Here is a 22,369-nt window from a genome sequence, read left to right as displayed (position 1 = left end):
CGCCCCGCCGCGGCCGACGTAAGGAGCAAGCACCAGCATGGAGATCCTCAAGCAGCCCGCGACCATGAAGCTGCCTCCCCACATGTTCGCCGGCGACGTCTGGGCGGATGTCATCTACCGGGGCGAGGAGCCCTCCCGGGCGAGGGCCAACATGGTCCGCTTCGCGCCCGGTGCCCGCACCGCCTGGCACAGCCACGGCCTGGGCCAGACCCTGCACGTCGTGTCCGGAGTCGCCCTGGTCGGCACCCGGGACGGCGTGATCATCGAGGCCCGCCCGGGCGACACCATCGGCTGCCCGCCCGGCGAGGAGCACTGGCACGGCGCCAGTCCGGACCAGTTCATGGAGCACATCGCGCTGTGGGAGGGCGACGAGGTCGACTGGCTGGAGCACGTCACCGACGCCGAGTACGGCGGCCCGCGCACCAGCCTCCGTACCTCGCACTGAGCACAGCCGACTTGCGCCGATCACAGCCAACAGAAGCGTGAGCCTCAGCGGCGGCTGCACGCTCACCCTCACCGTGCGCTACGCCGACCGCACCTCGACGACCCGCACCCGCACCCTCAAGGAACCCACCGCCCACTCGGCCGCACTGACCAGGACGGCGTACGACATGTACGAGGCCCTCCGCCTCCAGCGCGCCCGCGTCCGCGCCCTCGCCCTGCGCGCCGAGTCCCTCACCCCCGCCGAACAGGCCTCCTATCAGCTCACCTTCGACCCGGTCGACGAGAAGGCCCGCCGCATCGAGGAAGTCACGGACCGGGTGCGGGCGAAGTTCGGGGCGGGGGCGGTCTTTCCGGGGGCCTTGGCGGCGTAGACGTCAGCGGGTCCACGGGGGTGCGAGACGTGTCCCGTCGGCCAACTCCGCCTCCAGGCCGATGGAGGTGGTGACCCAGGTGATCGCGGTCCGGTCGGTCGGGTTCTCGACGGCGAGCGTCGCGCCGGGGTTGATGATCAGCGTGTCGCCCGCAGCGATGCGGGTGGCCCGACCGTCGAGGGTGACGAGCAGCTCACCGTCGAGCACGTGCAGGATCTCCTCCTTGCTGACGGTGTGCGCGGGCGCTTTGGTGCCGGGTGGGATCTCTCCGCGCCAGGCGCACAGTTCCCTGCTTCCGTTGAGGGACGTGGCATACGAGACGAACCGGGCGCCGTGCATCTCGTGGACCACGGCTTCGGACGGGCGGATGACGGGCATGGCGCCTCCATATGGTCAAGTAACTTGACTATATGGTCAAGCTGCTTGACCAGTCTGTCAAGGGTGTTTCAATGCCTTCGTGCAGAACTCCGAGGCCATCGCCCTGTCCGCCGCTCTGCTCGCCGTCGCCGGTGAGCTCACCCAGCGCATCCATGAGGGTGTCGTCGCCCGTGGCTTCGAGGGGGTGCGGCCCGCGCACGGGTTCGCCTTCGCGCGGCTCGCTCCCGACGGTGCGACGGTGACCGAACTCGCGGTCCATCTCGGCGTCACCAAGCAGGCGGCGAGTCAGCTCGTCGACGAGGTCGTGCGGAAGGGGTATGTCGAGCGGCGGCCGCACCCTGTGGATGCGCGGGCTCGGCTGGTGGTGTTGACCGAGCTCGGGTGGGCCTGCACCCGGGCTGCCGAGGAGGCCGCCGCCGAGGTCGTGCAGGGGTGGATCGGTGTACTCGGTGAGGGTGAAGTGCGGGTGTTGTGCCGACAGTTGGGGCGTATTGCTCCCTATGGTCCTGTCAGGCCCGCCTGGTGATTGTTTGTCGATGGCTACTGACGAGTCAGTTATCGCTGGAAGTTTTTACTGACGCGTAACTTCACACTTGCGCTACTCGCTCGTAACTTGACGAGTGAACAGCATCCTTCGTGATCCGGATCACAGGGCGTAAGGCCATCGCAACTCCCTTGAGCCGCAAGGAGATCACACGATGCTGCCCTGGAAACGACTGCTCAGACCCCTCGCCGCACTGGTGCTGACCGCCGCGGTCGCCACCGGCGCCACGACCGCCCAGGCCGCCGACAACAGCACCAGCAGCGGCTGGAACGACTACTCCTGCAAGCCCTCCGCCGCCCACCCCCGCCCCGTCGTCCTGGTCCACGGCACCTTCGCCAACTCCGTCGACAACTGGCTGTCCCTCGCGCCCTATCTCGAGGACCGCGGCTACTGCGTCTTCTCCTTCGACTACGGCCAGCTGAACGGCGTCCCCCTCATCTACGGCCTCGGCCCGATCGACCAGTCGGCCGGGCAGCTCTCCGACTTCGTCGACAAGGTGCTCGCCGCGACCGGCGTCGCCAAGGTGGACCTCGTCGGGCACTCGCAGGGCGGCATGATGCCCCGCTACTACCTCAAGTTCCTCGGCGGAGCGGCCAAGGTGAACGCCCTGGTCGGCATCGCCCCCGACAACCACGGCACCGACCTGGACGGCTTCACCGACCTGCTGCCGTACTTCCCGGGCGCCGCCGACCTCATCTCCGCCTCGACCCCGGCCCTCGCCGACCAGATCGTCGGCTCCGCCTTCCTCACCAAGCTGAACGCCGGCGGCGACACCGTCCCCGGCGTCCACTACACGGTCATCGCCAGCAAGTACGACGAGGTCGTCACGCCGTACAGCAGTCAGTTCCTGAGCGGGGCCGATGTGCACAACGTCCTGATCCAGAACCTGTGTGCGCTCGATCTCTCCGAGCACGCCCTGCTCGGGCTGACCGACCGGATCGCCTTCCACGAAGTGGCCAACGCGCTCGACCCCGCCCACGCCACCACGACCACCTGCGCGTCGGCACTGAGCTGACGGTGGCGGATGCACGATTCGGGGCCTGTCCAGCCTGAGCCGCCGGACAGGCCCCGTCCTTGTGGTGGCCGGACTACCGGCCGTGCCGCCCGCCGCCGCCGGTCGTCGCGCGTCGGCGGACCGAGGCGAACAGCGCCGCCGCACCGAGGGCCAGTGCGGCCGCACCGCCCATGGCGAGATACGGGGTGCCGCCGCCGGCACCCGTCTCGGCGAGGTTCTGTGAAGTGCCGGCTGTCTTCGGCGAGTTGGCGGTGGCCGCTTCCGTGGTGGTGGTCGGTTCGGCCGATGTCGACGCGTCCTGGTCGCCGTGGCCGTGGTGCTCGACGGTGGACTTGTCGGCGCCCGCCTCGATCTGCTCGTCGGACGGCGCGGAGGCGGAGGGGGCGGGTACGGAGGGGGCGGGCGACGCGCTGGTCGTCGTACCGCTGCCGCTCGTGTTGTCACTGCCGCCCGTGCTGCCACCGCTTCCGCCGAACGTCACGTCCGAGCAGGAGTAGAACGCCTCCGGGCTGTCCGAGCGCTGCCAGATCGCGTACAGGAGCTGCTTGCCGGAGCGGGTGGGGAGGGTGCCGGAGAAGGTGTAGAAACCGCCGGACGCGACCGGGTCGGTGGCCGTCGCCACCGGGTGCTCCAGGTCCAGGTCGGACCAGGCCAGCGGCTTGGTCGGGTCGTAGCCGGACTTGGTGAGGTACACCTTGAACGTGCCCTTGTGCGGGGCCGTCACGCGGTACTTGAAGGTGTACGACCCACTGCGCACGCTCGTCGCCGGCCAGTCGGCGCGGGCCAGGTCGAGGCCCTTGAACTCCTCGTTGTTCGCGCTGCACAGCTTGCCGTCGGGGATCAGGGCCTGGTGCCGGCCGTCGGCGTCGCCGATGCGGATGCCGTTCCAGTCGTAGAGCGCCTGGGTGCCGCCGGCCGCGACCGCCGCCTTGCACGCGTCCGATCTGGGACTCTCCGGGTTCTCCGCGTAGCACTGCGCGACCCTGCTGACCGGGTCACCCATCGTGCCGTGCGCCGACGCGGGGACGGCGGCGAGGGCGGTCAGGGCGAGCGGGGCCACGCCGAGGACGGCGAAGGCGGCGACCTTGCGGCGGCGTGCGGGCATGCGGGATCTCCTCGGAACGGTTCGTCCTGACGGATGCGGCGGGCGCGATCAGAAGCTAGTCCCAAGAAACCTTGAAATCGCCTGCTGGAGGCGGGTGGTGGAGATCCTTATGGTGGCGTTAAGGGAGTGCTCAGACTGGGATCAGGTAAGTAGCGTGCGCGGCATGGAACAGGACGAGATCCGGCCGGCGGTCGCCGCCGACGTACCCGCCGTGAAGGCCGTGACCGATGCCGGGTATCAGCACTACATCGAGCGCATCGGGGTGGTGCCGCAGCCCATGCGGCGCGACCACGCGGCGAACGTGGCCGCGGGGCAGGTGTTCGTCACGGGCGACCCCGTGGTCGGCCTCGTGGTGCTGGAGGAGCACGAGGACCATCTGTACCTCGACAACATCGCCGTCCACCCCGACGCCCAGGGGACGGGTGTGGGGCGACGGCTGCTGCACTTCGTGGACGCACGCGCGCGTGCGCTGGGTCTGCCCGAGGTCCGGCTCTACACGAACGCGTTGATGTGGGAGAACCAGAAGATCTATCCGAAGTACGGCTACGAGGTCGTGGAGCGGCTTGTGGACGGTCCCTACGACCGCATCCACTACCGCAAACGGCTGGACTGACCAGGGTTGGTCACCCGTCCGGCCACCACGTTCGTGCGATGTCCTCGCGCACCTCCGGGCGTCCGGCGGGACGCGCGTCGGCCTCTTCGCGGACCCTGCGGGTGTCCGTCTTCTTCAGGGGCTTCTGCACAGTGGTCCGGCGCATGGCTGCCTCCTTCAGGGCCACCGGGTTCCGCGTTCTCACGGAGGTAGACCCTTTTCGGGAGAGTGACTCATCGGTCGGGGTCTGTCTGTGGTGGCTGTCACGAATCGACTGTCAGTGGCGGGTGTCACTCTTGGGCGCATGACGAACGACCGGGATGGACTGAGCAGGGCGGCTGTGGACTGGGACGCGGAGGCCGCCACCTTCGACGACGAACCTGATCACGGGCTGCGCGACCCTCAGGTGCGGCAGGCCTGGGCCGAGCGGCTGCGCGGCTGGCTGCCGGAGCGGGCGAGCGATGTGCTCGACCTCGGCTGCGGCACGGGCAGTCTGTCGCTCCTCGCGGCCGAGCAGGGACACCGGGTGACGGGGGTCGACCGTTCCCCGGCCATGATCGACCTCGCGCGAGCGAAGCTGGCCGGGCGTGACGCGGTGTTCCTGGTCGGTGACGCGGAGGTGCCGCCGGTGGGGGAGCAGCGGTTCGACGTGGTTCTTGTACGGCACATGGTGTGGGCGCTGGGTGATCCGGGGCGGGCGTTGCGGCAGTGGCGGGGGTTGCTGCGGCCGGGTGGGCGGCTGGTGCTGGTGGAGGGCGTGTGGGGGACGGTCGACCCGGCGGGTATCCCGGCCGACGTGCTCACCGGACTGCTCGCATCGCTCCACGTCCAGGTGCGTGTGGAGCGGCTGTCGGAGGAGGCGGTGTTGTGGGGCAAGGACGTGGATGACGAGCGGTACGTGGTGGTGGCCGTGAGCGACTAGAGGGGTGGAAAGGGGGGCGGTGTCTCGGCTGCGGGTTCGTTGTGGCTGGTCGCGCCCGCGCGGCGGTGCCGCGACATGTCACGCCCCGCGCCCCTTGGGTCGGCCAGCTGCTCCAAGTCGTGCAGTGCCGCCTCTGCCGCTGACGCCGCCTCCGGGTCTCGGTCTCTCAGGCCGCTGGCCTCGAATTCGTCCTCGTCCAGGCGGCGTACGTCCTTGCCGTCGGCGGAGACCCAGAGGTCCAGGTCGAGGTCCTCCACGACGAGCTCGGTGCCGGTGAGGGTGGCCGGGCGGGTGATGTCGCAGTACCAGCCCTTGAGGGTGCCCTCGGCGTCTCGGACCTCCTTCACCGCGTACCAGCGGTCGCGCCAGTAGTGCTCGGTGAAGACGTCTCCGGGCTCGAAGCGGACGAAGCCGAAGTCGCGGGTGCCGGCGCCCGCCCAGGGGGCCCGTACGGTGATGCGGGTGCCGTCGTCGTGGAGCAGCTCGGACTCGTAACGGATCTTCGTGCGACCCGCCTTGACGAGAACGACGGTCAAGGGGGGTGCCGGGTCAGCCGAGTGAGCGGACATAGCGCACCTCCGTCGCCATGATGTCGTAGCCGAACCACTTGTTGATCGCGAGCATCGGGCCGTTGTCGGTGTCGTTGCCCGTGAAGGCATGGGTGAAGCCGGCGGTGCGGGCCCGGTGCAGGGAGTGGTTCTTGGTGAGTTTGGCCAGGCCCCGCCCGCGGAAGTCGCGGGCCGTGCCGGTCATGGCGGTGGCATAGCGGCCGGTCGCGGCGTCGGTGTGGACCGCGCTGAAGGCGGCGGGACGGCCGTCGACGAACGCGATCGTGGTCAACTCCCGGTCCAGCATCGGGTGTCTCCAGTTCTCCTCGATCCAGACCTCGTAGTCGGTGAACTCGGTGTCCACGTCGCTCGGTTCGTCCGACGTCGTCTCCGCGTCCAGCTCGAACAGCGGGCGCGGATCGTCCGCGAGGTCGGCCGCGCTGCGCAACTCGACGCCCGGGGGCAGGGGTTGGAGCGGAGGGAGGGTGCCGGCCGTCAGGTCCAGGCGGAGGAAGTGGGCCGAGCGGCCGGCGCGGTAGCCGTGCCGCTCGGCGAAGGACCGGTCGGCCGGCTCGTCCAGGACCCAGGCGAAGAACTTTGTCGCGCCGTGCGCCGTCAGGTGTTCCTCCGACGCACGGACCAGGAGCGTGCCCGCGCCCCGGTGAACGCGGTCCGGGTGGACGTAGATGTTGAGCATGCCCAGGCCCGGCTCCGGGCTGTCGTGGGCCAGCTGCACCTGGGCGGTGCCGATGACCTCGCCGTCCTCCTCCGCGACGAGGGACCTGAAACGGGCCTCGGGGTGGGAGTGGGCGAGGCGGTGGAGGATCCCGTCCGGGGTCCAGATGATGTGCGGAAGAGCGAGATGGCGTACCTGAGCGAAGGCCTCGACGTCGGGCCGGTCGTCGGGGCGCAGATCGCGCACGTTCACAGTCATGTGCGCGCACGCTACGTGGGGACACGCCCGGGCGCCCCTCATTTTTCGGTGGGTGCGGGAGAATCGGGGCGTGACCTTGAAGATCCATATCGACGACAGTGCGGCGCCGTACGAGCAGGTGCGGTTGCAGATCTCCGAGCAGGCTCGGGAGGGGGTGCTGCCGGTGGGATACCGGCTGCCGACCGTGCGGGGGCTCGCGGAGTCACTGGGGTTGGCGGCCAACACGGTGGCCAAGGCGTATCGGGCGCTGGAGAGCGACGGGGTGATCGAGACACGGGGACGGAACGGAACGTACGTGGCTGCCGCCGGCTCGGCCGCGGAGCGTGAAGCGGCCTCGGCCGCTCAGGCCTACGTCGAGCGGGTTCGACGGCTCGGGTTGGACGAGGAGGCGGCGCTGGCGGCCGTGCGGGACGCGCTGCGGGCGGGATATGAGAAGGGCTGAGGGGAGTTCGGCACCGCCGGAACGCGCCGTCGTCGTTGATCGCCGTTCGGCGGAAAGAAGAGACGTGCAGTTCACGGGGTGCGGGTGACGGAGACGTCTGTCTTGCGGGCGGCCCCCGCGAACCTCGCCGCGTCCTCCACCGCCGCTCCGTTCGGGTCGTTGTTGAAGTACGCGTACACGTCGTCGTCGGCGGCCCAGGTCTCCGCGAGCCGCCCGGCCCATGTCTCCAGCGACCGTCGCCCGTAATGCGGCCACGCCTTCGCCCGGCCTTCGTGGAAGCGGACGTACCCCCAGTCGGCCGTCCGCCACAGTGGTGTCACCGGGCGGGCCTGGACGTCGGCCCAGCACAGGGCGGCGCCCCGCGCTTCCAGGACCTGCCGTACCTCGGGCGTCCACCACGACTCGTGCCGTGGCTCCACCGCCACCCTCGTACCGGACGGGAAGCAGCGGAGACACGCGTCCAGCAACCCCGCGTCCGCCTTCAGGGTCGGCGGCAGCTGCAGCAGTACCGGGCCGAGACGGTCGCCCAGGCCTGCCGCATGCGTCATCAGGCGCTCGACCGGCTCCTGCGGATCCCGTAGCCGCTTGATGTGGGTCAGATACCGGCTCGCCTTCACCGCGACCACGAAGTCCCCCGGCACCCGCTCCCGCCAGGCCTCGAAGTTCTCCCGTGTCGGCAGCCGGTAGAACGCGTTGTTGATCTCCACCGTGGCGAAGTGCTCCGCGTACTCCTCCAGCCACAGCCGCGTCGGACACTCGGCCGGGTACAGAACACCCCGCCAGTCCTTGTACTGCCACCCCGACGTTCCGACGAACAGGGTCATACATCCATCAAAGCACCCGAGGCCCCGACCTACAGATACAGACCCGCGTCCGCCCCGTCCCGCGGCTCCGGCAGTGCCGTCGGTGACGTCCCGCGGCGCAGGGCGTACAGCTCCGCCAGTGTGGCGCCCTCGCGACCCACGCCGTCCTCCGTGCCGAGCCACCCGACCGCCTCCCGGCGGGTGAGCGGGCCCACCTCGATGCGGGCGAGGCAGCGGCCGGGGCGGACGACGGCCGGATGAAGGCGTTCCAGGTCCTCGTTGGTCGTGACGCCCACCAGTACATTGCGGCCCTGGCCCAGCAGGCCGTCCGTCAGGTTCAGCAGGCGGGACAGGGCCTGGCCCGCCGTGTGCTTCGCCTCGCCGCGGATCAGCTCGTCGCAGTCCTCCAGCAGGAGCAGGCGCCAGCGGCCCTTGCCCGTCGAGTCCTCCTCGCCGATCGCGATGTCCATCAGATAGCCGACGTCGCTGAAGAGCCGTTCCGGGTCCAGGACGCAGTCCACCTGGCACCAGTCCCGCCAGGAGCGGGCGAGCGTGCGCAGGGCCGAGGTCTTGCCGGTGCCGGGCGGGCCGTGGAGCAGGAGCAGGCGGCCGGCGATGTCCTCCGGGGTCGTCTTCATCAGGCGGTCCATCGCGTCCGCGACCGGCCCCGTGTAGTTCTCCCGGACCTCGTCCCAGGTGCCGGCCGAGATCTGGCGGGTCGTGCGGTGCGGGCCGCGCCTGGGGGAGACGTACCAGAAGCCCATCGTCACGTTCTCCGGCTGCGGTTCGGGCTCGTCCGCCGCGCCGTCGGTCGCCTGGTCGAGGACCTTCTGCGCCAGCTCGGCGCTGGTCGCCGTGACCGTGACGTCGGCGCCCCGGTTCCAGCGGGACACCAGCAGAGTCCAGCCGTCGCCCTCGGCCAGCGTGGCGCTGCGGTCGTCGTCGCGGGCGACGCGCAGGACGCGGGCGTCCGGGGGCAGGAGCGTGGCGCCCGACCGTACGCGGTCGATGTTCGCCGCATGCGAGTACGGCTGCTCGCCCGTCGCGAAGCGGCCCAGGAACAGCGCGTCGACGACGTCGGACGGCGAGTCGCTGTCGTCGACGTTGAGCCGGATCGGCAGCGCGTCGTAAGGGTTCGCAGACATGGCGTCCATGATCCGGCACGAGGCGGCCGCGTGCACCCGGTTTCCGTAGTGCGCCGGGTGTGTCGGCCGTGTCCAGAGAGTCCGTTTGTGTGTAATCCGTCCTGTTGCAGAGCTGTGCATCCACAACATCTGCCCTCCACGGACTTCACACCGTTACTGTTGCCCTCGATGGGACGTCATGGGTGGAATTCGGGAGCCGGGGGAACACTGCGGTGGCGGCTCACCGCGCTGCTCGGCGTGGGCGTGGCCGCACTCGCACTGATCGTGACCCTGATCAACACGCTTCCGGACAGCGGCGGAAGCACCAAGGGCACCTCCAAGAACGGCGCCACGGTGCACGGCACCCCGGTGACGCCGAAGGACCAGGACAAGCCCGAGGTCGGCTGGGGCTTCACACACACCCAGTACAGCGCCGACGAGGGCAGCTCGACCGCCACGGACCGGGTCGAGAAGCTGCTCTCGGACGCCGGAGGGCTGCCGCAGGACCAGGCGATCATGGGCTGGGGGGCGGACAACCCCGAGCCGGTGAAGGGGCGTTACGACTTCGACGCGATGGACCGCCGCATCGACTTCATCCGCAAGTCGGGCGGCAGCCCGGTCGTCACCCTGTGCTGCTCCCCGGACTGGATGAAGGGCGGCAAGTCCGGCGTCGACAACACCAACTGGAGCCAGTCCGCGCTGGAGACGGCCCCGCTGCCCGAGCACTACGCCGACTTCGCCGCCCTCGCCGCGACCGTCGCCAAGCGCTATCCGGACGTACGGCACTTCATCGTCTGGAACGAGTTCAAGGGCTTCTGGAACGACTCCAAGGGCCGCTGGGACTACGAGGGTTACACGAAGTTGTACAACCTCGTGTACAAGGCGCTGAAGAAGGTCGACAAGGACATCATGGTCGGCGGGCCGTATCTCGTGATGGACAGTGTCGACCCGCGTGCCGACGAGGCCTCGAAGACGTTCAAGGGCGCCTGGGGCGCCATGGACCAGCGGGTCCTCGACGCCTTCGACTACTGGAACAAGAACAAGGCCGGTGCCGACTTCGTCGTGGTGGACGGCTCCAGCTACACGAACGACGACGAGATGCTGCCCGACGAGTTCGGGGCCACCGACAAGCTCACGGCCGTGGGGAAGTGGGTGCGGCGGCAGACCGGCGATCTGCCGTTGTGGTGGGCCGAGTACTACGTCGAGCCCGCCGACGGCAACGACGAGCGCACGGGCTGGTCCGAGACCCGCCGGGTCGCCGTGCAGGCCGCCGGAATGATCGCCATGGTCAAGGGCGGTGCGTCCTCCGGGTTCTACTGGAATCCGGAGGACGAGAAGGGCGACGACTGCCCCGGCTGTCTGTGGACGCCGACGGACGGGTCGGGCGGGGGCCGGAAGCTGCCCATGTTCGATCTCGTCTCCCGGTTCGACCAGGAGTTCCCGCCCGGCTCCCGGTACGAGACCGTGTCCGTCGCCGCCGACGACGTGCCCAACGTGCGCGTCCTCGCCACCGACAAGACCGTCCTGGTGGTCAACACCCTCGACCGGTCCATCAGCGCGAAGATCGACGGCAAGCGGTTCGAGATGCAGGCGTACGAGGTGCGGTGGCTCAAGCGCTGAGCCACCGCACGGTCACTTCATCGTCAGGAACCGCTGGACCAACGAAGCCAGCAGCACCGCCAGCAGCGGCAGCGAGAACCAGAAGCTGCTCTGCAGCCGGCGCAGTTGGCGCACGCTCGGCCGCGTCGCGACCCGGACGACCTCGCGTGCCGTCAGCATCAGGATCAGCGCGAGCGCGGCCAGGGCGCCGACGACCGACCACGGCGTCCAGGTGATCTGCGGCCCGATCGGGCCCGGGTCGGGCCTCGGCACCTTGCCCTCGGGCTGCTTCTTGAGGGCGTAGATCGTGGCGTCCGCGTTGACGTAGACCCTCTTCAACTCCGTCCGCTGGTCCAGGTTCTGGATCAGCCGGGGCTCCCAGGTGGCCGAGTAGCCCACGTCCATCTGGAGGTATGTGATCTGGCTCGAGTTGATCATCAGGTACGCGTTCGGGCCCGCGTCCTTGAGCGCCTTGACCAGCCCCGACACCAGGACCGGGTCGGCCGGTGCCAGCGTCGGCACATAGTTGACCCGTTCCATGTCCTTGGTGCCCCACGGCATCGCCGGCGTCACGTCGTTGACCGTGTCGTTGCTCAGCCACAGCAGGCGTACGGTCGGCTTGTCGTGGGCGTACACGTAGTCCATGGCGGCGACCTCGCCGGGCCGCACCCGCTCGAACGGCTCGTTGCCCCAACGGGCCACCAGGAAGCCGCCCATGAGGAGCAGACCCGCCATCAGCGCGGCCAGCGGAGCCAGGCTCACCCGGTCCTTGTCCCGCTCCTCGGCGGTGACGCCGGCGCGCGGGAACAGGGCGAGTCCGGCCAGCAGGGCGGCGCCGGGCACGGCGAACATGAAGACGCGCAGGGCCATTTCGCCGCCGTACGACTGCATGCCGAAGCCCAGGAACGGGACGAAGGTCAGCACCAGCAGCGACCGCTCGCGGTACTTGTGGTCGCGCCGGCGCCACCAGCCCCAGCAGGCGAAGGCCATGATGAAGCCGGCCAGCAGCACCCGCGTGTACAGGACGAGCTTGTGGGTCGAACTGCCGCCCTGGATACGGCCGGAGACGGACGTGGAGACATTGCTGCCGACTCCGCCGACCCCGCCGAACAGCTCCTGGAAGTGCCCGGACCAGTACGGCTCCGCCATGAAGCCCAGCCAGACGGCGACCAGTACGCCGAACAGGATGGGCAGGCCGCGCAGTTCGCACCTGCCGATCAGGACCAGCACCGCGATCACGCCCAGCATCACGAACGGGGTGAGCTGGTGGGCCGGGACGCTCGCCGCGAACAGGCCGACCAACACGCCCAGGAGCACCGCCTGTTGGCGGCGGTTCGTCGGTTCGACCTCCGCCTCGCCGGGGCGCCGCTTCGTCCAGATCACGTGCGGAGCGCGGAACCAGACGAGCAGGATGGCCACGAAGGCCAGGTAGAGGAGGTAGGTGAAGCCCTGCGGGGAGAAGTAGTCCTGGCCGACCCAGCCGCTCAGGACGAAGATCCAGATACCGGTCCACTTGGCCCGCCAGCTCGCCCGCATCGAGCGCACGAGCAGGAACATCGGGGCCAGATAGAGCAGTTGGATGGTCAGCGGCCACCAGCGGATGACCTCGGTGAAGTCGGTGACCCCGCAGGCCCTGCCGATGAACGCGGCCGCCGCGAAGAAGCCCGGCCAGCTCCAGCGGGCGTCCAGGTCGGGCACGGCGGAACCGGTGCGGTCGATGTAGTCGAGGAAGCCGAGGTGCTGGTAGGCCGTCGGGAAGCGCGGCTCGGTCTCGATCACCGCCGGCAGCGCGTGCAGGGAGACGACCGTTGCGAGCAGCGTGATCAGCAGCAGCGTCTTGTGCTCACGGCCCAGCCACAGCAGCGAGGCGAACACCGCGACCAGCAGCGCCGCACCGATCAGAGTGGGCAGCGGCAGGATCGAGATCAGGCCGAGCCCGCCCATGCGGTCCAGGTCGGACTCGCCGAGCCCCAGTGCCGGCACCCAGTACAGCAGCAGCGCGGCGGCCAGCACACCGCCCAGGACGAGCCCGGCACGGCTGGGGTGCAGGCGCTCGCGCCAGGTGAGCGACGGCGGCTCCGGTTCTCGTACGGCCGCCTCCTCCCGCACGAGCGACGCCGTTGCCTCTCGTACGACCCTCTTGCCCGCGCCGAGATCGAACGTGCCCTCGAACGGCGCGTCCACCTCCGACTCGGCCCGTTGTGATGCCTCGGCCGGTCCCAGGGACGCCTCCGAGCCCGGCTCGCGCCCTTCGACGGGCAGGCCGGGCGACGGCTCCGAGCCCGGCTTCCGCTTCGCGATCGACAGGCCGGGCGATGCCTCCGAGCTCGCCTTGCGCTCCTCGCCCGGCAGGCCTGGCGCTGTGCCGGAGTCCGGCTTCCGTTCCTCGCCCGCCCGCCCCAGCGAGACCTCGGAACCAGGCTCTCGGTCCTCGACGGGAAGCCCCAGCGGCGCCCCGGCCCCCGGCGGCCCCAGCTCCGGAAGCTTCGCCCAGGTCGGCCGATGGTCCGGCCGTACGACCGGCGTCCCCGTGGGCGGCGTGCCCGGGCCCGGGCGCACGTCCGGCCGGCGTTCCAGGTGGTCGAAGTCGACGTGGATGCCGAGGGCGAGGGTGTCGGTGTCCAGTGCCCAGGCCGGCCCGCGCCGGCGCGGCTTGGCGGTGGCCGGAACCTCGCGCGCCCCCAGGTCGGCGAGGTCTCCGTCGGGTGCCGTGTGCTCGGGCACCTCGGCGGCCGGGGCGGCCTTGATGGTCCGGTACAGCCTGGGTGCGGCGATGGTGACGATCAGCGCGAGCGAGGAGATCTCGGCGACACCGGCACCGGTCAGGCCCATCCGGGGCAGGAGCAGCAGGGTGAGGCCGAGCACCAGCACGCACAACAGGCCCTGCAGCCAGGCGAGTCCGGCGGTGCGGCTCTGCGCGCGCAGCACCGCGAAGTACGTCTCCATGACGACGCGGAGCAGCGCGCCGATCGCGAACCAGCGCAGCAGCGGGGTCGCCGCGTCCGCGTAGCCCTGGCCGAAGACGCCGAGGATCCACGGTGCGCCGATGAAGATGAGCCCGCAGATCGGCAGCATGATCCGCGCCATGCGCTTCAGCGCCGCGCGGGTGTTGGCGGACAGCCGGCCCGGGTCGTGCGAGCCCTCGACGGTCAGTGAGGCGCCCATGTTGATGGCGAGCAGGTTGACCGTGCCGCCGATCGTCGTGGTGATGTAGAAGTAGGCGTTGTCCGTGGAGCTGACCTGCGAGGCGATGATCACCGGCACGAGGTAGACCACGGCGAGCGAGAACAACGAGCCCGTGTAGTCGCCGCCGAGGAACCTGCCGATCTCCTTGACCGTCGGCGGACGCGCGTGGTCCTCGGTCGCCTTGATGTGCCGGGGGACCAGTTTCCGGAACACCAGAAGCCCGAGCGGCACCACGGAGGTGGCGATCGCCAGGACCCAGGAGACGAAGACGCCGCTCGTCGGCATCGTGGTCGCGAGTCCGACCAGCATCCCCAGCTTCACCGCCGAGAACACCGTGTTGCCGACCGGCACCCAGGGCGCGCTTCTGAGCCCGGTCAGCACACCGTCCTGGAGCGTGAGCAGGTTCCAGGCGGCCACGGCCATGATGAAGCCGAGGCCCTTGACCGACCCGTGCAGGAACCGGTACGACGGCCCCCAGGTGTCGAGGGTCAGCAGGAAGATGCCCGCCGCGAAGCACACGACGACGCAACTCGCCGCGTAGGTACGGAAGATGAGGCGCCCGGTGGAGCGGCCCGCCACCGGGATGAAGCGGGCCAGGGCGCCCGTCAGGGTCACCGCGGTCAGTCCGGCGAGGAGCTTCATCGCGGCGATCGCGGCCGAGCCCTGGCCCACCGCGGACTCGGAGTAGTAGCGGGCGGCAATGAGCCAGTACCCCAGGCCGAGCACGGCGGAGATGCCGGTGTTCAGCATCAGGGCGTAGGCGTTGCGGAACAGCGGGCTGCCGCCTGGGGATCTGCCCAGGCCGGGCAGGCGAAGACGGCGCCCCGACTGCTCGGGCGCCTCGGTCGGGGGCGACGCTGCCTCGGTCGTGGTCGTCGTGTCAGACACGGGAACGAATGGCCTTCCGGCGGACCTGTCGTGCTCTGCGGACCATGGCGTACCCCTTGGTGAGGGCACGGTCCCTGGCGAAGTTGCGGGCGATCGCGCGGCCTTCGACCAGCCGCTCGAACTCCTCGATCCCGGTGCTGCGGCGCACGGTGACCCGTTGCAGGGCGTACGGGCCCTGGCGGCGCCGTGCGAGGGCGTTGCCGACGGCGAGTGCCTGGGCGTACCCCGTCTCCCGGACCGCCTCGCGGACCCGGCGGCTGGAGTAGCCGTACGGGTAGGCGAACGAGGCCGGTACGGCGCCCAGTTCGTCGGCGAGGATCTCCTTGCAGTGGATCAGCTCGTGCCGGAGCCGGTCGTCGTCGAGCTGGTCGAGCTGCGGGTGGGTGTGGCTGTGACCGCCGATCTCCACGTCGGCGGCGGCGAGCTCGCGCACCTGGTCCCAGTCCAGCATGGTGTCGAGGCCGCCTCCGGTGTCGTGGGCGCCCCGGAGCCAGCCGGTGGAGACGAACAGGGTGGACGCGAAGCCGTGCTTGGCGAGCACGGGCAGGGCGTGCCGGTGGACGCCCTCGTAGCCGTCGTCGAAGGTGATCAGGACGGGCCTGGGCGGCAGCGAGCGACCCTTGCGCCAACTCGCGGCAAGGTCGGCCGTGTTGACCGGTGTGAGGCCCAGGTCGCCGATCAGCGCCAGCTGCTCGGCGAACGCCTCCGGCGCCACCGACAGCTCGCGCGTGGCGTCGTTCGGCGCGGTGGCCACCGAGTGGTACATCAGGATCGGCACCGGTGCTTCAGTCATGAGATCCCCCCTTGATCTCGACGACGGATCCTCCCTCGATTTCGACGACGGAGAACGTCGCTCCGCCACGTCGCGCCCGCACACTCCCGACCACATACCCGCCCGCCGCGGTCAGCACCCCGGCGACGATCGCCCCCGCCCGCCCCGCACCGCCCGGCCGGGCCAGCGCGGCGTCACGCAGACCGCGCACCACACCGGCCGGCAGCACCCGGGTGGTGTACCGGCGCTCCGACTCAAGTCCCTTGTCCGTGCCCACACTTCGCGCCACCAGCGCCTTCGACAGGCCTTCGGCGTACGCCCGCGTGCGGAAGTACCCGAAGTGCTCGCGCGCCTCGGGCACCCGGTGATGGATCACCGCACGGTCGTCGATCAGCAGGATCGCGTCGGGTCTGGCCCGGGTGAGCCGGATGCAGAGCTCCGTCTCCTCGCAGCCCAGCGGGCGCTTGTCGCCGTCGCGCCCGATGCCGGTCGCGAAGCCGCCCGCCGCGTCGAACGCCGTACGACGAAAGGAAGCGTTTCCTCCGAGGACATTGCGCACCCGGACCCGGCCCGGCGGCAGCCCCTTGTAGGTGCAGCCCACCACCCAGTCGAACTCCTCGGGGAACCAGGCCGGACGGCGGCCCGACGCCCAGATCGGCATCGTACGGCCGCCGACGGCCATCACCCGCGGGTCCGCGTAGCCGTCGGTGAAGCGCCGCAGCCACTCCCGCTCGGCCACGGCGTCGTCGTCGAGGAACGCGATGATCTCACCGCGGGAGGCGGCGATACCGGTGTTGCGTCCTGCGGACAGACCACGGGGGCCCGCGTTGGCGAGCACGCGGACCTCGCCGGACTCCTCGAAATCCTTGTATTCCTTGGTCAGTCGGTCCAGCAGGGCCGGATTGTGGTCGACGACCAGAAGGGTCTCCAGCGCGGGCCGGGACTGCGTCCGCACCGAGGAGACCGCCGCGAGGATGTCCTCCCAGCGGTCCTCGGTGTAGACGCAGATCACGACGGAGACGTCGAGATCGCTCAAGACGCTTCTCCCCGGGCCGAGTTGACCTGCACCGGATCGAGGTCGACCGAGGCGAGCATCGGCGAGTGGTGCTCCTGGCGGCGCAGTTCACGCCGGTTGGAGCGCTCCCCGAGGATCACCCTGAGCACCCGGATCCCGTCCCGCACGGCCCGCAGATTGCTCGTGCCGTGGATGCGGAGGTACTCGTAACTGGGGATCTCCTGCACCTTCAGCCCCGCCTTGACCACCCTGATGTTGATCAGGGTCTCGATCTCGAAGCCGGTGCAGTCGAGGCTGATCTTGTCCAGGCAGTGTCGCCAGAACGCGTTGTACCCATAGCAGAGATCGGTGTAGCGGGCGCCGAACTTGCGGTTGACGATCGTGCACAGCGCCCAGTTGCCCATCTTGCGGATGAACGTCATGTCGTCGGTGCCGCCGCCGTTGGCGAAGCGGGACCCCTTGGCGAAGTCCGCGCCCGAGACCAGGGCGGAGACATACGAGACGATCTCGTTGCCGTCGGCCGAGCCGTCCGCGTCGACCATCACGATGATGTCGCCGGTGCACGCCTCGAACCCGGTGATCAGGGCATCCCCCTTGCCCTTGCCCTGCTGCTCGACGACCTTGACGTCGGGCCACAGACCGCGCGCCACTTCGACGGTGTCGTCCGTGGAGTTGCCGTCGACAAGAACGACCTCATGTATCCAGTCGGGCAGCGTCTTGAAGACGTAGGGGAGATTCTCCGCCTCGTTCATGGCGGGGATCACCACACTCACCGGTGGCGTGATGGCCAGGTGAGAAGAGATCGGCCGGTATTCGCTGGCAGCTGACGGGTCCTGACCCGTTGTCGCCGGCCGAAGAACAGAACTCATGAGTCTTGGTCCCTCTCGTCCGGTGGACCGCCCGCCCCCGGGCGGCCCGGCTACGTGTCCGGTTCGAAAGGGGGGTTCACGCCTAGGGCATGCAGAAATGGTTCTTGTGCACGCCGAAGCGAGCTGGCAAAGCTGGCCGTCTGCCGCTGAGCAGCAGCCGGTCGCGCGGCACGACTCGGTCACAAGTGCGGTCACCGAGCACGGCACCCCCCTACCGCGCCCCGCTCCGGAAACCACCGCGGTCCTTGAGCCCTCCCCTAGAGCCGCTTGATGATGGTCCGATGCGGGTGAGATATACGACGGTATTGATGATTGAACCCTTATGGCAAGGCCTGGAACCAGGCCTCACGTTTTTGTTGGTTTGACCGTTACGAAACTTAGAAGAAGAAGGAGACAACTGATCACGGTCACGGCGATCACTCCGCCGCGCCAGGACCAGCGATGGACGGCCAACATGCCCTGTGCGACCAGCATGTTGAGGACGACTGAGCCCGCCACGGCGGCGAGGGCACGGCCGAAGGGTTCCAGCCCGCGCAGCGCCGCCCCGATGGCGGTCGCGGGTGCCGCGAGCAGGAAGAACAGGGTGAGCGGCCCGCGCAGCGGCGAACCGGAGTCGACGAACGTGAGCAGTGCGCCGAACAGCCCTACGGCCGTGGCGGCGCCCGCCAGCAGTGGTGACAGGTCCCTCCCCGGTCCCTGTCGTGCCCGCTCGGCGTCCCGGTCGTTCGGTGATCTCTTGATACGGATGGTCTGCATTGGCGACTTTGCCCCCCAGCGCGCCGGATGCCAGGCTTCAATGTCGCGCAGCGTCAGACGGGGCGTCAAGACACCGAGGCGGCGGACACCAGTTCCTATGCACTCTTGAACATGTCCGGACGGACGTTCCCCGGAGGCGCCGGCCGCCTCCGGGGAACGGTGGTTCGGGTCCGGCTCCGCGGTACTACGGGACGAGCCTCAGAAGCCTGTTCGGCGAGCCGGTGCCCGCGCTGGTCACCACGCCCGAGGTGGCGCCGTTCACCAGGGCCGAGGCGACCGTGGCCGGGGAGGCCGAGGTGTGGCTCGCCAGATAGACCGCCGCCGCGCCCGCGACGTGCGGGGTCGCCATCGACGTACCGGAGATGGTGTTCGTCGCGGTGTCGCTGGTGTTCCAGCCCGCCGTGATCGAGGAGCCCGGCGCGAAGATGTCCAGGACCGAGCCGTAGTTCGAGTAGCCGGCCTTGGCGTCCGCGCTGGTGGTGGCGCCGACCGTGATCGCGGTGGAGACGCGGGCCGGGGAGTACGAGGAGGCGTTGGCGGAGCTGTTGCCCGCCGCCACCGCGTACGTGACGCCGTCGGCTATGGAGTTGGCGACCGCCGTGTCCAGCGAGGAGGAGGCGGAGCCGCCCAGCGACATGTTGGCGACGGCCGGCGTGGTGTGGTTCTCGGTGACCCACTCGATGCCGTCGATGACGCCCGCGGTGGTGCCGGAGCCGCTGTTGTCGAGCACCCGGACCGCCACGATGTTCGCCTTCTTGGCGACGCCGTAGGTCGAGCCCGCGATCGTCGTGGCCACATGGGTGCCGTGGCCGTTGCCGTCGGAGGCCGTGGTATCGCCGTCGACCGCGTCATAGCCGTAGGAGGCACGGCCGCTGATCTGCGCGTGGGTGATGCGGACGCCGGTGTCGACGACATAGACCGTCACGCCGCCGCCCGCGCTGTCCGGGTAGGTGTACGTCCCGGAGAGCGGAAGCGCGGCCTGGTCGATGCGGTCCAGGCCCCAGGGCGCGCTGGACTGCGTGGTGTCGGTCAGCCGCACGCGCTGGTTCTGCTCGACGGAGGCCACCGACGGGTCGGCCGCGAGTCTCCTCGCCTCGGTGGCCGAGAGCGTGGCGGTGTAGCCGTTGAGCACGGTGTCGTACGTCTTCCTGACCGTGCCGCCGTACTCCTTGATCAGACTCTTGCCCGCGCTCGACGTTGCCTTGAGCCCGGCGGTCTTCTTGAGCGTGACGATGTAGCTGTCCCTGATCGCGGTGGGGGAGCCGGCGGCCAGGACCTTGCCCTCGGCCGGGGCGGCCTGGGCGGGCAGGGCGGTGAGCCCGCCGACGAGGGCGGCGGTCGCCACGGTGGTGACGGCGGCGAACCGGAGTTTCCTGCTACGCAGTTGTGCCATGACGAGGGAGTCCTCCTCCAGGCGGCGCGCGTCTGGGTCGAACGCGCGGCTGTGGGGGGGTGTGCGCGGTCGCGCACACAGCCTGGAACGTCGCGTTCCCGTTCAAGGCCGAGTAAAGGATCTGCCAAGTACGTGTCTAGAACAAGGGAGTTGAGGGGCTGTCAACAAATCTGTCATGGGCACGTAATCAAACATGTCTTTGGCATGGACACTTCCCGTCAATACGCGTAGTTGCTACGACAGTTGTGGCAGAGATCCTGCTAAAGGGAGGTTCCATGAGACGTTCCCGATTTGCCGCTTACGTCGGCTCGCTCCTCCTCGCTGTCGCCGCCGTCCTCACCGGGACGGGTACCGCCCACGCCGCCGAAGGCCCCTATGTCGCCCTCGGCGACTCCTACTCCTCCGGGGTCGGCGCCGGCAGCTACATCTCCTCCAGCGGCGACTGCGACCGCAGCACCAAGGCGTATCCGTACCTGTGGGCGGCCGCCCATTCACCCTCGACGTTCGACTTCACCGCCTGCTCGGGCGCTCGTACGGGTGATGTTCTGGCGAACCAGCTGGGCCCGCTCAGCGCCGGCACCGCCCTGGTCTCGATCACCATCGGCGGCAACGACGCCGGCTTCTCCGACGTCATGACCACCTGCGTCCTCCAGTCCGACAGCGCCTGCACCTCCCGCATCGACACCGCGAAGGCGTACGTCGACTCGACGCTGCCGGGCCGGCTCGACAGCGTCTACGACGCGATCAGCGCCAAGGCCCCGAACGCCCATGTCGTCGTCCTCGGCTACCCCCGGTTCTACAAGCTCGGCACCACCTGCGTCGGCCTGTCCGCGACCAAGCGGCAGGCGATCAACGGCGCGGCCGACTACCTCGACACCGCCATCAACAAGGTCGCCGCGAACCACGGCTTCAGCTTCGGCGACGTCCGCACCACCTTCAGCGGCCATGAGATCTGCTCGGGCAGCTCCTGGCTGCACAGCCTGAACCTGCTGAACATCGGCGAGTCGTACCACCCGACCGCGGCCGGCCAGTCCGGCGGCTATCTGCCGGTCCTCACCAGCGCGGCCTGATCAGCCGGAGGGTGACGGAGAGGTACCACTGGGGGAGGCCCCGCCCGTCGGGGTCTCCGCCACACAGGTCACCGAGAACGGCACCGAGTTGGACGTCGTCTGCTTCGGCGACCGCACCTCGACACTGATGGAGTTCCGGAAGGTCCCGCTGCTGTTGTACGTCGTCACGAACGCCCTGTCCTGCTTGGTCTTCCCGCCGCCCTGGGGGAAGGACAAGGTCTTCCACCCCTGGTCCATGACCTGCCCGTCCTTCGACACCCACCGGTAGGTGACCTCGGCCGGCAGCCTGCCCACCGTGAAGGTCGCCGTGAAGGCGGGTGCGTCGCTCTGGGCGGGCGGACAGGTGCCGGAGTAGTCGGTGTGGGAGCCGGTGAGCGTGACGCTCACGGACTGGGGTGTCGTGGTGGAGGCACTGGTGCTGGGGCTTGGCGCCGGACTGTCCGGGGTGGTGTGCGTGGCGGTCGACGAAGTCCCCGTGTCCGTACGGGGGGTGTCGGCGTTGCTGTTTCCCTTGTTGCCGTTGCCGTGGTTCAGCAGCGCGTACGTCAGCCCGCCGATGGCCAGGGCGAGCACCACCACGCCGATGAGCAGGACGAGGCCGGCGCGACGGTTGCGCTCCGGCTGCGGCGGTGGGGCGACCGGGCTCGTGGGGGCCGGGGCGGGGACCGGCTGGGTGCGCCCCGCCGTGGGGTACGGGGTCGGCTCCGGGAAGGCCGCGATCGTCGGGGTGTACGGCGACGTCGGCTCGGTTCCTTTGGAGGGAGTGCCCCCGGCTCCGATGATCCTCAGGTCGTGCTCGGCCCGGTCGGCCGGAATGCGCTCGGCGGGATCCTTGCGCAGCAGCCCCTCGATGACCGGGGTGAGCGGTCCGGCCCTCAGCGGCGGCGGCAGCTCCTCGTCCACGATCGCACGCAGGGTGTTGAGCGGGGTGGCCTGACGGAAGGGGGAGTTGCCCTCGACGGCCGCGTACAGCAGCACGCCGAGCGACCACAGGTCGGACTCCGGACCGGGCGTTCTGCCCAACGCCCGCTCGGGTGCGAGGAATTCGGGCGAGCCGATCACCTCGCCGGTCATCGTCAGCGCCGAACTGCCCTCGACCTGCGCGATGCCGAAGTCGGTCAGCACCACCCGGCCGTCGTTCGACAGCAGCACGTTGGCCGGCTTCACGTCCCGGTGCAGCACCCCGGCCTCGTGCGCCGCCCGCAGCGCGGCCAGCACCTCGGCACCGATGTGCGCGGCCCGCTGAGGCTCCAACGGGCCTTCGGCGTCCAGCAGTTCGGCCAGCGAGATACCGCGCACCAGCTCCATCACGATCCACGGCCGGCCGTCCTGCGTGGCCACGTCGTACACCGTGACAACGTTGCGGTTGGCGACCCGCGCGGCCGCCCACGCCTCGCGCTCGAGGCGGGCGTACATCCGCTCGACGTCCGAGGCCGGCAGCCCCGCGGGCGCCCGTACCTCCTTGACGGCGACCTCGCGGTGCAGCACCTCGTCGCGGGCCCGCCACACCGTCCCCATGCCACCCTCACCGAGAGGGGACAGCAGACGGTAGCGGCCCGCGATCAGACGTTCACTGCCCGATTCTTCCGACACCGACGC

Annotated in this window: 22 protein-coding genes and 1 pseudogene; 9 read left to right on the top strand and 14 right to left on the bottom strand. The window is 69.8% G+C overall.

The window, feature by feature from the left end:
- Nucleotides 1-37 precede the first annotated feature (37 nt).
- The gene (locus ACWC09_RS12510; protein WP_450850490.1) at nucleotides 38-445 is read left to right on the top strand and encodes a (R)-mandelonitrile lyase; all 408 of its coding nucleotides are present in this window, start codon (nucleotides 38-40) and stop codon (nucleotides 443-445) included.
- A gap of 58 nt (nucleotides 446-503) precedes the next feature.
- A pseudogene (locus ACWC09_RS12505) lies at nucleotides 504-815 on the top strand (DinB/UmuC family translesion DNA polymerase); the annotation flags it as partial.
- Nucleotides 816-818: 3 nt separating this feature from the next.
- Here ACWC09_RS12505 and ACWC09_RS12500 read toward each other — a convergent pair.
- Nucleotides 819-1,193, bottom strand: coding sequence for a cupin domain-containing protein (locus ACWC09_RS12500; protein WP_450850489.1), 375 nt, complete (start codon nucleotides 1,191-1,193; stop codon nucleotides 819-821).
- A 79-nt stretch (nucleotides 1,194-1,272) separates the two neighbouring features.
- On the opposite strand from ACWC09_RS12500, the gene ACWC09_RS12495 reads away from it, so the two are divergent.
- Both ACWC09_RS12495 and ACWC09_RS12490 read left to right on the top strand, forming a co-directional pair.
- A complete protein-coding gene (locus ACWC09_RS12495) occupies nucleotides 1,273-1,719 on the top strand; it encodes a MarR family winged helix-turn-helix transcriptional regulator (RefSeq protein WP_450850488.1) in 447 nt (148 codons plus the stop codon).
- 172 nt (nucleotides 1,720-1,891) lie between these two features.
- Nucleotides 1,892-2,752 (top strand): esterase/lipase family protein, encoded by an 861-nt coding sequence (locus ACWC09_RS12490; protein WP_450850487.1) that lies wholly within the window; start codon nucleotides 1,892-1,894, stop codon nucleotides 2,750-2,752.
- 73 nt (nucleotides 2,753-2,825) lie between these two features.
- Here ACWC09_RS12490 and ACWC09_RS12485 read toward each other — a convergent pair whose 3' ends face one another.
- The gene (locus ACWC09_RS12485) at nucleotides 2,826-3,857 is read right to left on the bottom strand and encodes a lytic polysaccharide monooxygenase auxiliary activity family 9 protein (protein ID WP_450850486.1); all 1,032 of its coding nucleotides are present in this window, start codon (nucleotides 3,855-3,857) and stop codon (nucleotides 2,826-2,828) included.
- Nucleotides 3,858-4,020: 163 nt separating this feature from the next.
- Here ACWC09_RS12485 and ACWC09_RS12480 point away from each other — a divergent pair, with 163 nt between their 5' ends.
- Nucleotides 4,021-4,470 carry a GNAT family N-acetyltransferase gene (locus tag ACWC09_RS12480; protein ID WP_450850485.1) on the top strand — a complete coding sequence of 150 codons (450 nt, stop codon included), beginning with the start codon at nucleotides 4,021-4,023 and terminating at the stop codon, nucleotides 4,468-4,470.
- A 10-nt stretch (nucleotides 4,471-4,480) separates the two neighbouring features.
- Here the strand turns inward: ACWC09_RS12480 and ACWC09_RS12475 are convergent, their stop codons facing one another.
- Entirely contained in the window at nucleotides 4,481-4,615 is a 135-nt protein-coding gene (locus tag ACWC09_RS12475; RefSeq protein ID WP_450850484.1) for a hypothetical protein, read from the bottom strand.
- A gap of 138 nt (nucleotides 4,616-4,753) precedes the next feature.
- Here ACWC09_RS12475 and ACWC09_RS12470 point away from each other — a divergent pair, with 138 nt between their 5' ends.
- Complete coding sequence (locus ACWC09_RS12470; protein WP_450850483.1) at nucleotides 4,754-5,371, top strand: class I SAM-dependent methyltransferase; 618 nt, start codon at nucleotides 4,754-4,756, stop codon at nucleotides 5,369-5,371.
- On the opposite strand, the gene ACWC09_RS12465 is transcribed toward ACWC09_RS12470, so the two are convergent.
- Together ACWC09_RS12465 and ACWC09_RS12460 are read right to left on the bottom strand one after the other, a co-directional pair.
- Entirely contained in the window at nucleotides 5,368-5,940 is a 573-nt protein-coding gene (locus ACWC09_RS12465) for a DUF402 domain-containing protein (RefSeq protein WP_450850482.1), read from the bottom strand. The genes ACWC09_RS12470 and ACWC09_RS12465 overlap by 4 nt on opposite strands.
- The gene (locus tag ACWC09_RS12460; RefSeq protein ID WP_450850481.1) at nucleotides 5,921-6,853 is read right to left on the bottom strand and encodes a GNAT family N-acetyltransferase; all 933 of its coding nucleotides are present in this window, start codon (nucleotides 6,851-6,853) and stop codon (nucleotides 5,921-5,923) included. Before ACWC09_RS12460 ends, ACWC09_RS12465 begins: the two co-directional genes overlap by 20 nt.
- Nucleotides 6,854-6,923: 70 nt before the next feature.
- Between ACWC09_RS12460 and ACWC09_RS12455 the strand changes: the two genes are divergently transcribed.
- Nucleotides 6,924-7,295 (top strand): GntR family transcriptional regulator, encoded by a 372-nt coding sequence (locus tag ACWC09_RS12455; RefSeq protein WP_450850480.1) that lies wholly within the window; start codon nucleotides 6,924-6,926, stop codon nucleotides 7,293-7,295.
- 71 nt (nucleotides 7,296-7,366) lie between these two features.
- Here the strand turns inward: ACWC09_RS12455 and ACWC09_RS12450 are convergent, their stop codons facing one another.
- On the bottom strand, nucleotides 7,367-8,119 hold the full coding sequence (locus ACWC09_RS12450) for a DUF72 domain-containing protein (protein ID WP_450850479.1): 753 nt from the start codon (nucleotides 8,117-8,119) through the stop codon (nucleotides 7,367-7,369).
- A gap of 29 nt (nucleotides 8,120-8,148) precedes the next feature.
- Complete coding sequence (locus ACWC09_RS12445) at nucleotides 8,149-9,243, bottom strand: DUF5925 domain-containing protein (protein ID WP_450850478.1); 1,095 nt, start codon at nucleotides 9,241-9,243, stop codon at nucleotides 8,149-8,151.
- A gap of 168 nt (nucleotides 9,244-9,411) precedes the next feature.
- Between ACWC09_RS12445 and ACWC09_RS12440 the strand changes: the two genes are divergently transcribed.
- Nucleotides 9,412-10,842 carry a GH39 family glycosyl hydrolase gene (locus tag ACWC09_RS12440; protein WP_450850477.1) on the top strand — a complete coding sequence of 477 codons (1,431 nt, stop codon included), beginning with the start codon at nucleotides 9,412-9,414 and terminating at the stop codon, nucleotides 10,840-10,842.
- Between the two features lie 12 nt (nucleotides 10,843-10,854).
- Here ACWC09_RS12440 and ACWC09_RS12435 read toward each other — a convergent pair whose 3' ends face one another.
- The 6 genes from ACWC09_RS12435 to ACWC09_RS12410 form a co-directional block, all read right to left on the bottom strand.
- Nucleotides 10,855-14,895 carry a lipopolysaccharide biosynthesis protein gene (locus tag ACWC09_RS12435; protein ID WP_450850476.1) on the bottom strand — a complete coding sequence of 1,347 codons (4,041 nt, stop codon included), beginning with the start codon at nucleotides 14,893-14,895 and terminating at the stop codon, nucleotides 10,855-10,857.
- Nucleotides 14,888-15,688 carry a polysaccharide deacetylase family protein gene (locus ACWC09_RS12430; RefSeq protein ID WP_450850475.1) on the bottom strand — a complete coding sequence of 267 codons (801 nt, stop codon included), beginning with the start codon at nucleotides 15,686-15,688 and terminating at the stop codon, nucleotides 14,888-14,890. The genes ACWC09_RS12435 and ACWC09_RS12430 overlap by 8 nt, the downstream gene beginning before the upstream one ends.
- Nucleotides 15,681-16,703, bottom strand: a complete 1,023-nt coding sequence (locus ACWC09_RS12425) for a glycosyltransferase family 2 protein (RefSeq protein ID WP_450850474.1) — start codon at nucleotides 16,701-16,703, stop codon at nucleotides 15,681-15,683. Before ACWC09_RS12425 ends, ACWC09_RS12430 begins: the two co-directional genes overlap by 8 nt.
- Nucleotides 16,700-17,551, bottom strand: coding sequence for a glycosyltransferase family 2 protein (locus ACWC09_RS12420; protein ID WP_450850473.1), 852 nt, complete (start codon nucleotides 17,549-17,551; stop codon nucleotides 16,700-16,702). The genes ACWC09_RS12425 and ACWC09_RS12420 overlap by 4 nt, the downstream gene beginning before the upstream one ends.
- Nucleotides 17,552-17,896: 345 nt before the next feature.
- Nucleotides 17,897-18,376, bottom strand: a complete 480-nt coding sequence (locus ACWC09_RS12415) for a hypothetical protein (RefSeq protein ID WP_450850472.1) — start codon at nucleotides 18,374-18,376, stop codon at nucleotides 17,897-17,899.
- A 115-nt stretch (nucleotides 18,377-18,491) separates the two neighbouring features.
- On the bottom strand, nucleotides 18,492-19,700 hold the full coding sequence (locus ACWC09_RS12410) for a S8 family peptidase (protein WP_450850471.1): 1,209 nt from the start codon (nucleotides 19,698-19,700) through the stop codon (nucleotides 18,492-18,494).
- Between the two features lie 275 nt (nucleotides 19,701-19,975).
- On the opposite strand from ACWC09_RS12410, the gene ACWC09_RS12405 reads away from it, so the two are divergent.
- Nucleotides 19,976-20,770 carry an SGNH/GDSL hydrolase family protein gene (locus ACWC09_RS12405; protein WP_450850470.1) on the top strand — a complete coding sequence of 265 codons (795 nt, stop codon included), beginning with the start codon at nucleotides 19,976-19,978 and terminating at the stop codon, nucleotides 20,768-20,770.
- On the opposite strand, the gene ACWC09_RS12400 is transcribed toward ACWC09_RS12405, so the two are convergent.
- Nucleotides 20,771-22,363 (bottom strand): protein kinase domain-containing protein, encoded by a 1,593-nt coding sequence (locus tag ACWC09_RS12400; protein WP_450850469.1) that lies wholly within the window; start codon nucleotides 22,361-22,363, stop codon nucleotides 20,771-20,773.
- Between the last annotated feature and the right edge of the window lie 6 nt (nucleotides 22,364-22,369).

The sequence above is a fragment of the Streptomyces sp. NPDC001617 genome, assembly GCF_053596855.1.
This window is presented reverse-complemented; position numbering and strand designations above follow the sequence as displayed.

Excerpts from the sequence above, each read along its gene's own strand:
- ACWC09_RS12405 (WP_450850470.1), top strand. The coding sequence starts at position 19,976 with ATGAGACGTTCCCGATTTGCCGCTTACGTCGGCTCGCTCCTCCTCGCT.
- ACWC09_RS12420 (WP_450850473.1), bottom strand. The coding sequence starts at position 17,551 with ATGAGTTCTGTTCTTCGGCCGGCGACAACGGGTCAGGACCCGTCAGCT.
- ACWC09_RS12430 (WP_450850475.1), bottom strand. The coding sequence starts at position 15,688 with ATGACTGAAGCACCGGTGCCGATCCTGATGTACCACTCGGTGGCCACC.
- ACWC09_RS12500 (WP_450850489.1), bottom strand. The coding sequence starts at position 1,193 with ATGCCCGTCATCCGCCCGTCCGAAGCCGTGGTCCACGAGATGCACGGC.
- ACWC09_RS12470 (WP_450850483.1), top strand. The coding sequence starts at position 4,754 with ATGACGAACGACCGGGATGGACTGAGCAGGGCGGCTGTGGACTGGGAC.
- ACWC09_RS12485 (WP_450850486.1), bottom strand. The coding sequence starts at position 3,857 with ATGCCCGCACGCCGCCGCAAGGTCGCCGCCTTCGCCGTCCTCGGCGTG.
- ACWC09_RS12460 (WP_450850481.1), bottom strand. The coding sequence starts at position 6,853 with ATGACTGTGAACGTGCGCGATCTGCGCCCCGACGACCGGCCCGACGTC.
- ACWC09_RS12410 (WP_450850471.1), bottom strand. The coding sequence starts at position 19,700 with ATGGCACAACTGCGTAGCAGGAAACTCCGGTTCGCCGCCGTCACCACC.
- ACWC09_RS12490 (WP_450850487.1), top strand. The coding sequence starts at position 1,892 with ATGCTGCCCTGGAAACGACTGCTCAGACCCCTCGCCGCACTGGTGCTG.
- ACWC09_RS12480 (WP_450850485.1), top strand. The coding sequence starts at position 4,021 with ATGGAACAGGACGAGATCCGGCCGGCGGTCGCCGCCGACGTACCCGCC.
- ACWC09_RS12475 (WP_450850484.1), bottom strand. The coding sequence starts at position 4,615 with ATGCGCCGGACCACTGTGCAGAAGCCCCTGAAGAAGACGGACACCCGC.
- ACWC09_RS12445 (WP_450850478.1), bottom strand. The coding sequence starts at position 9,243 with ATGTCTGCGAACCCTTACGACGCGCTGCCGATCCGGCTCAACGTCGAC.
- ACWC09_RS12465 (WP_450850482.1), bottom strand. The coding sequence starts at position 5,940 with ATGTCCGCTCACTCGGCTGACCCGGCACCCCCCTTGACCGTCGTTCTC.
- ACWC09_RS12440 (WP_450850477.1), top strand. The coding sequence starts at position 9,412 with ATGGGACGTCATGGGTGGAATTCGGGAGCCGGGGGAACACTGCGGTGG.
- ACWC09_RS12450 (WP_450850479.1), bottom strand. The coding sequence starts at position 8,119 with ATGACCCTGTTCGTCGGAACGTCGGGGTGGCAGTACAAGGACTGGCGG.
- ACWC09_RS12510 (WP_450850490.1), top strand. The coding sequence starts at position 38 with ATGGAGATCCTCAAGCAGCCCGCGACCATGAAGCTGCCTCCCCACATG.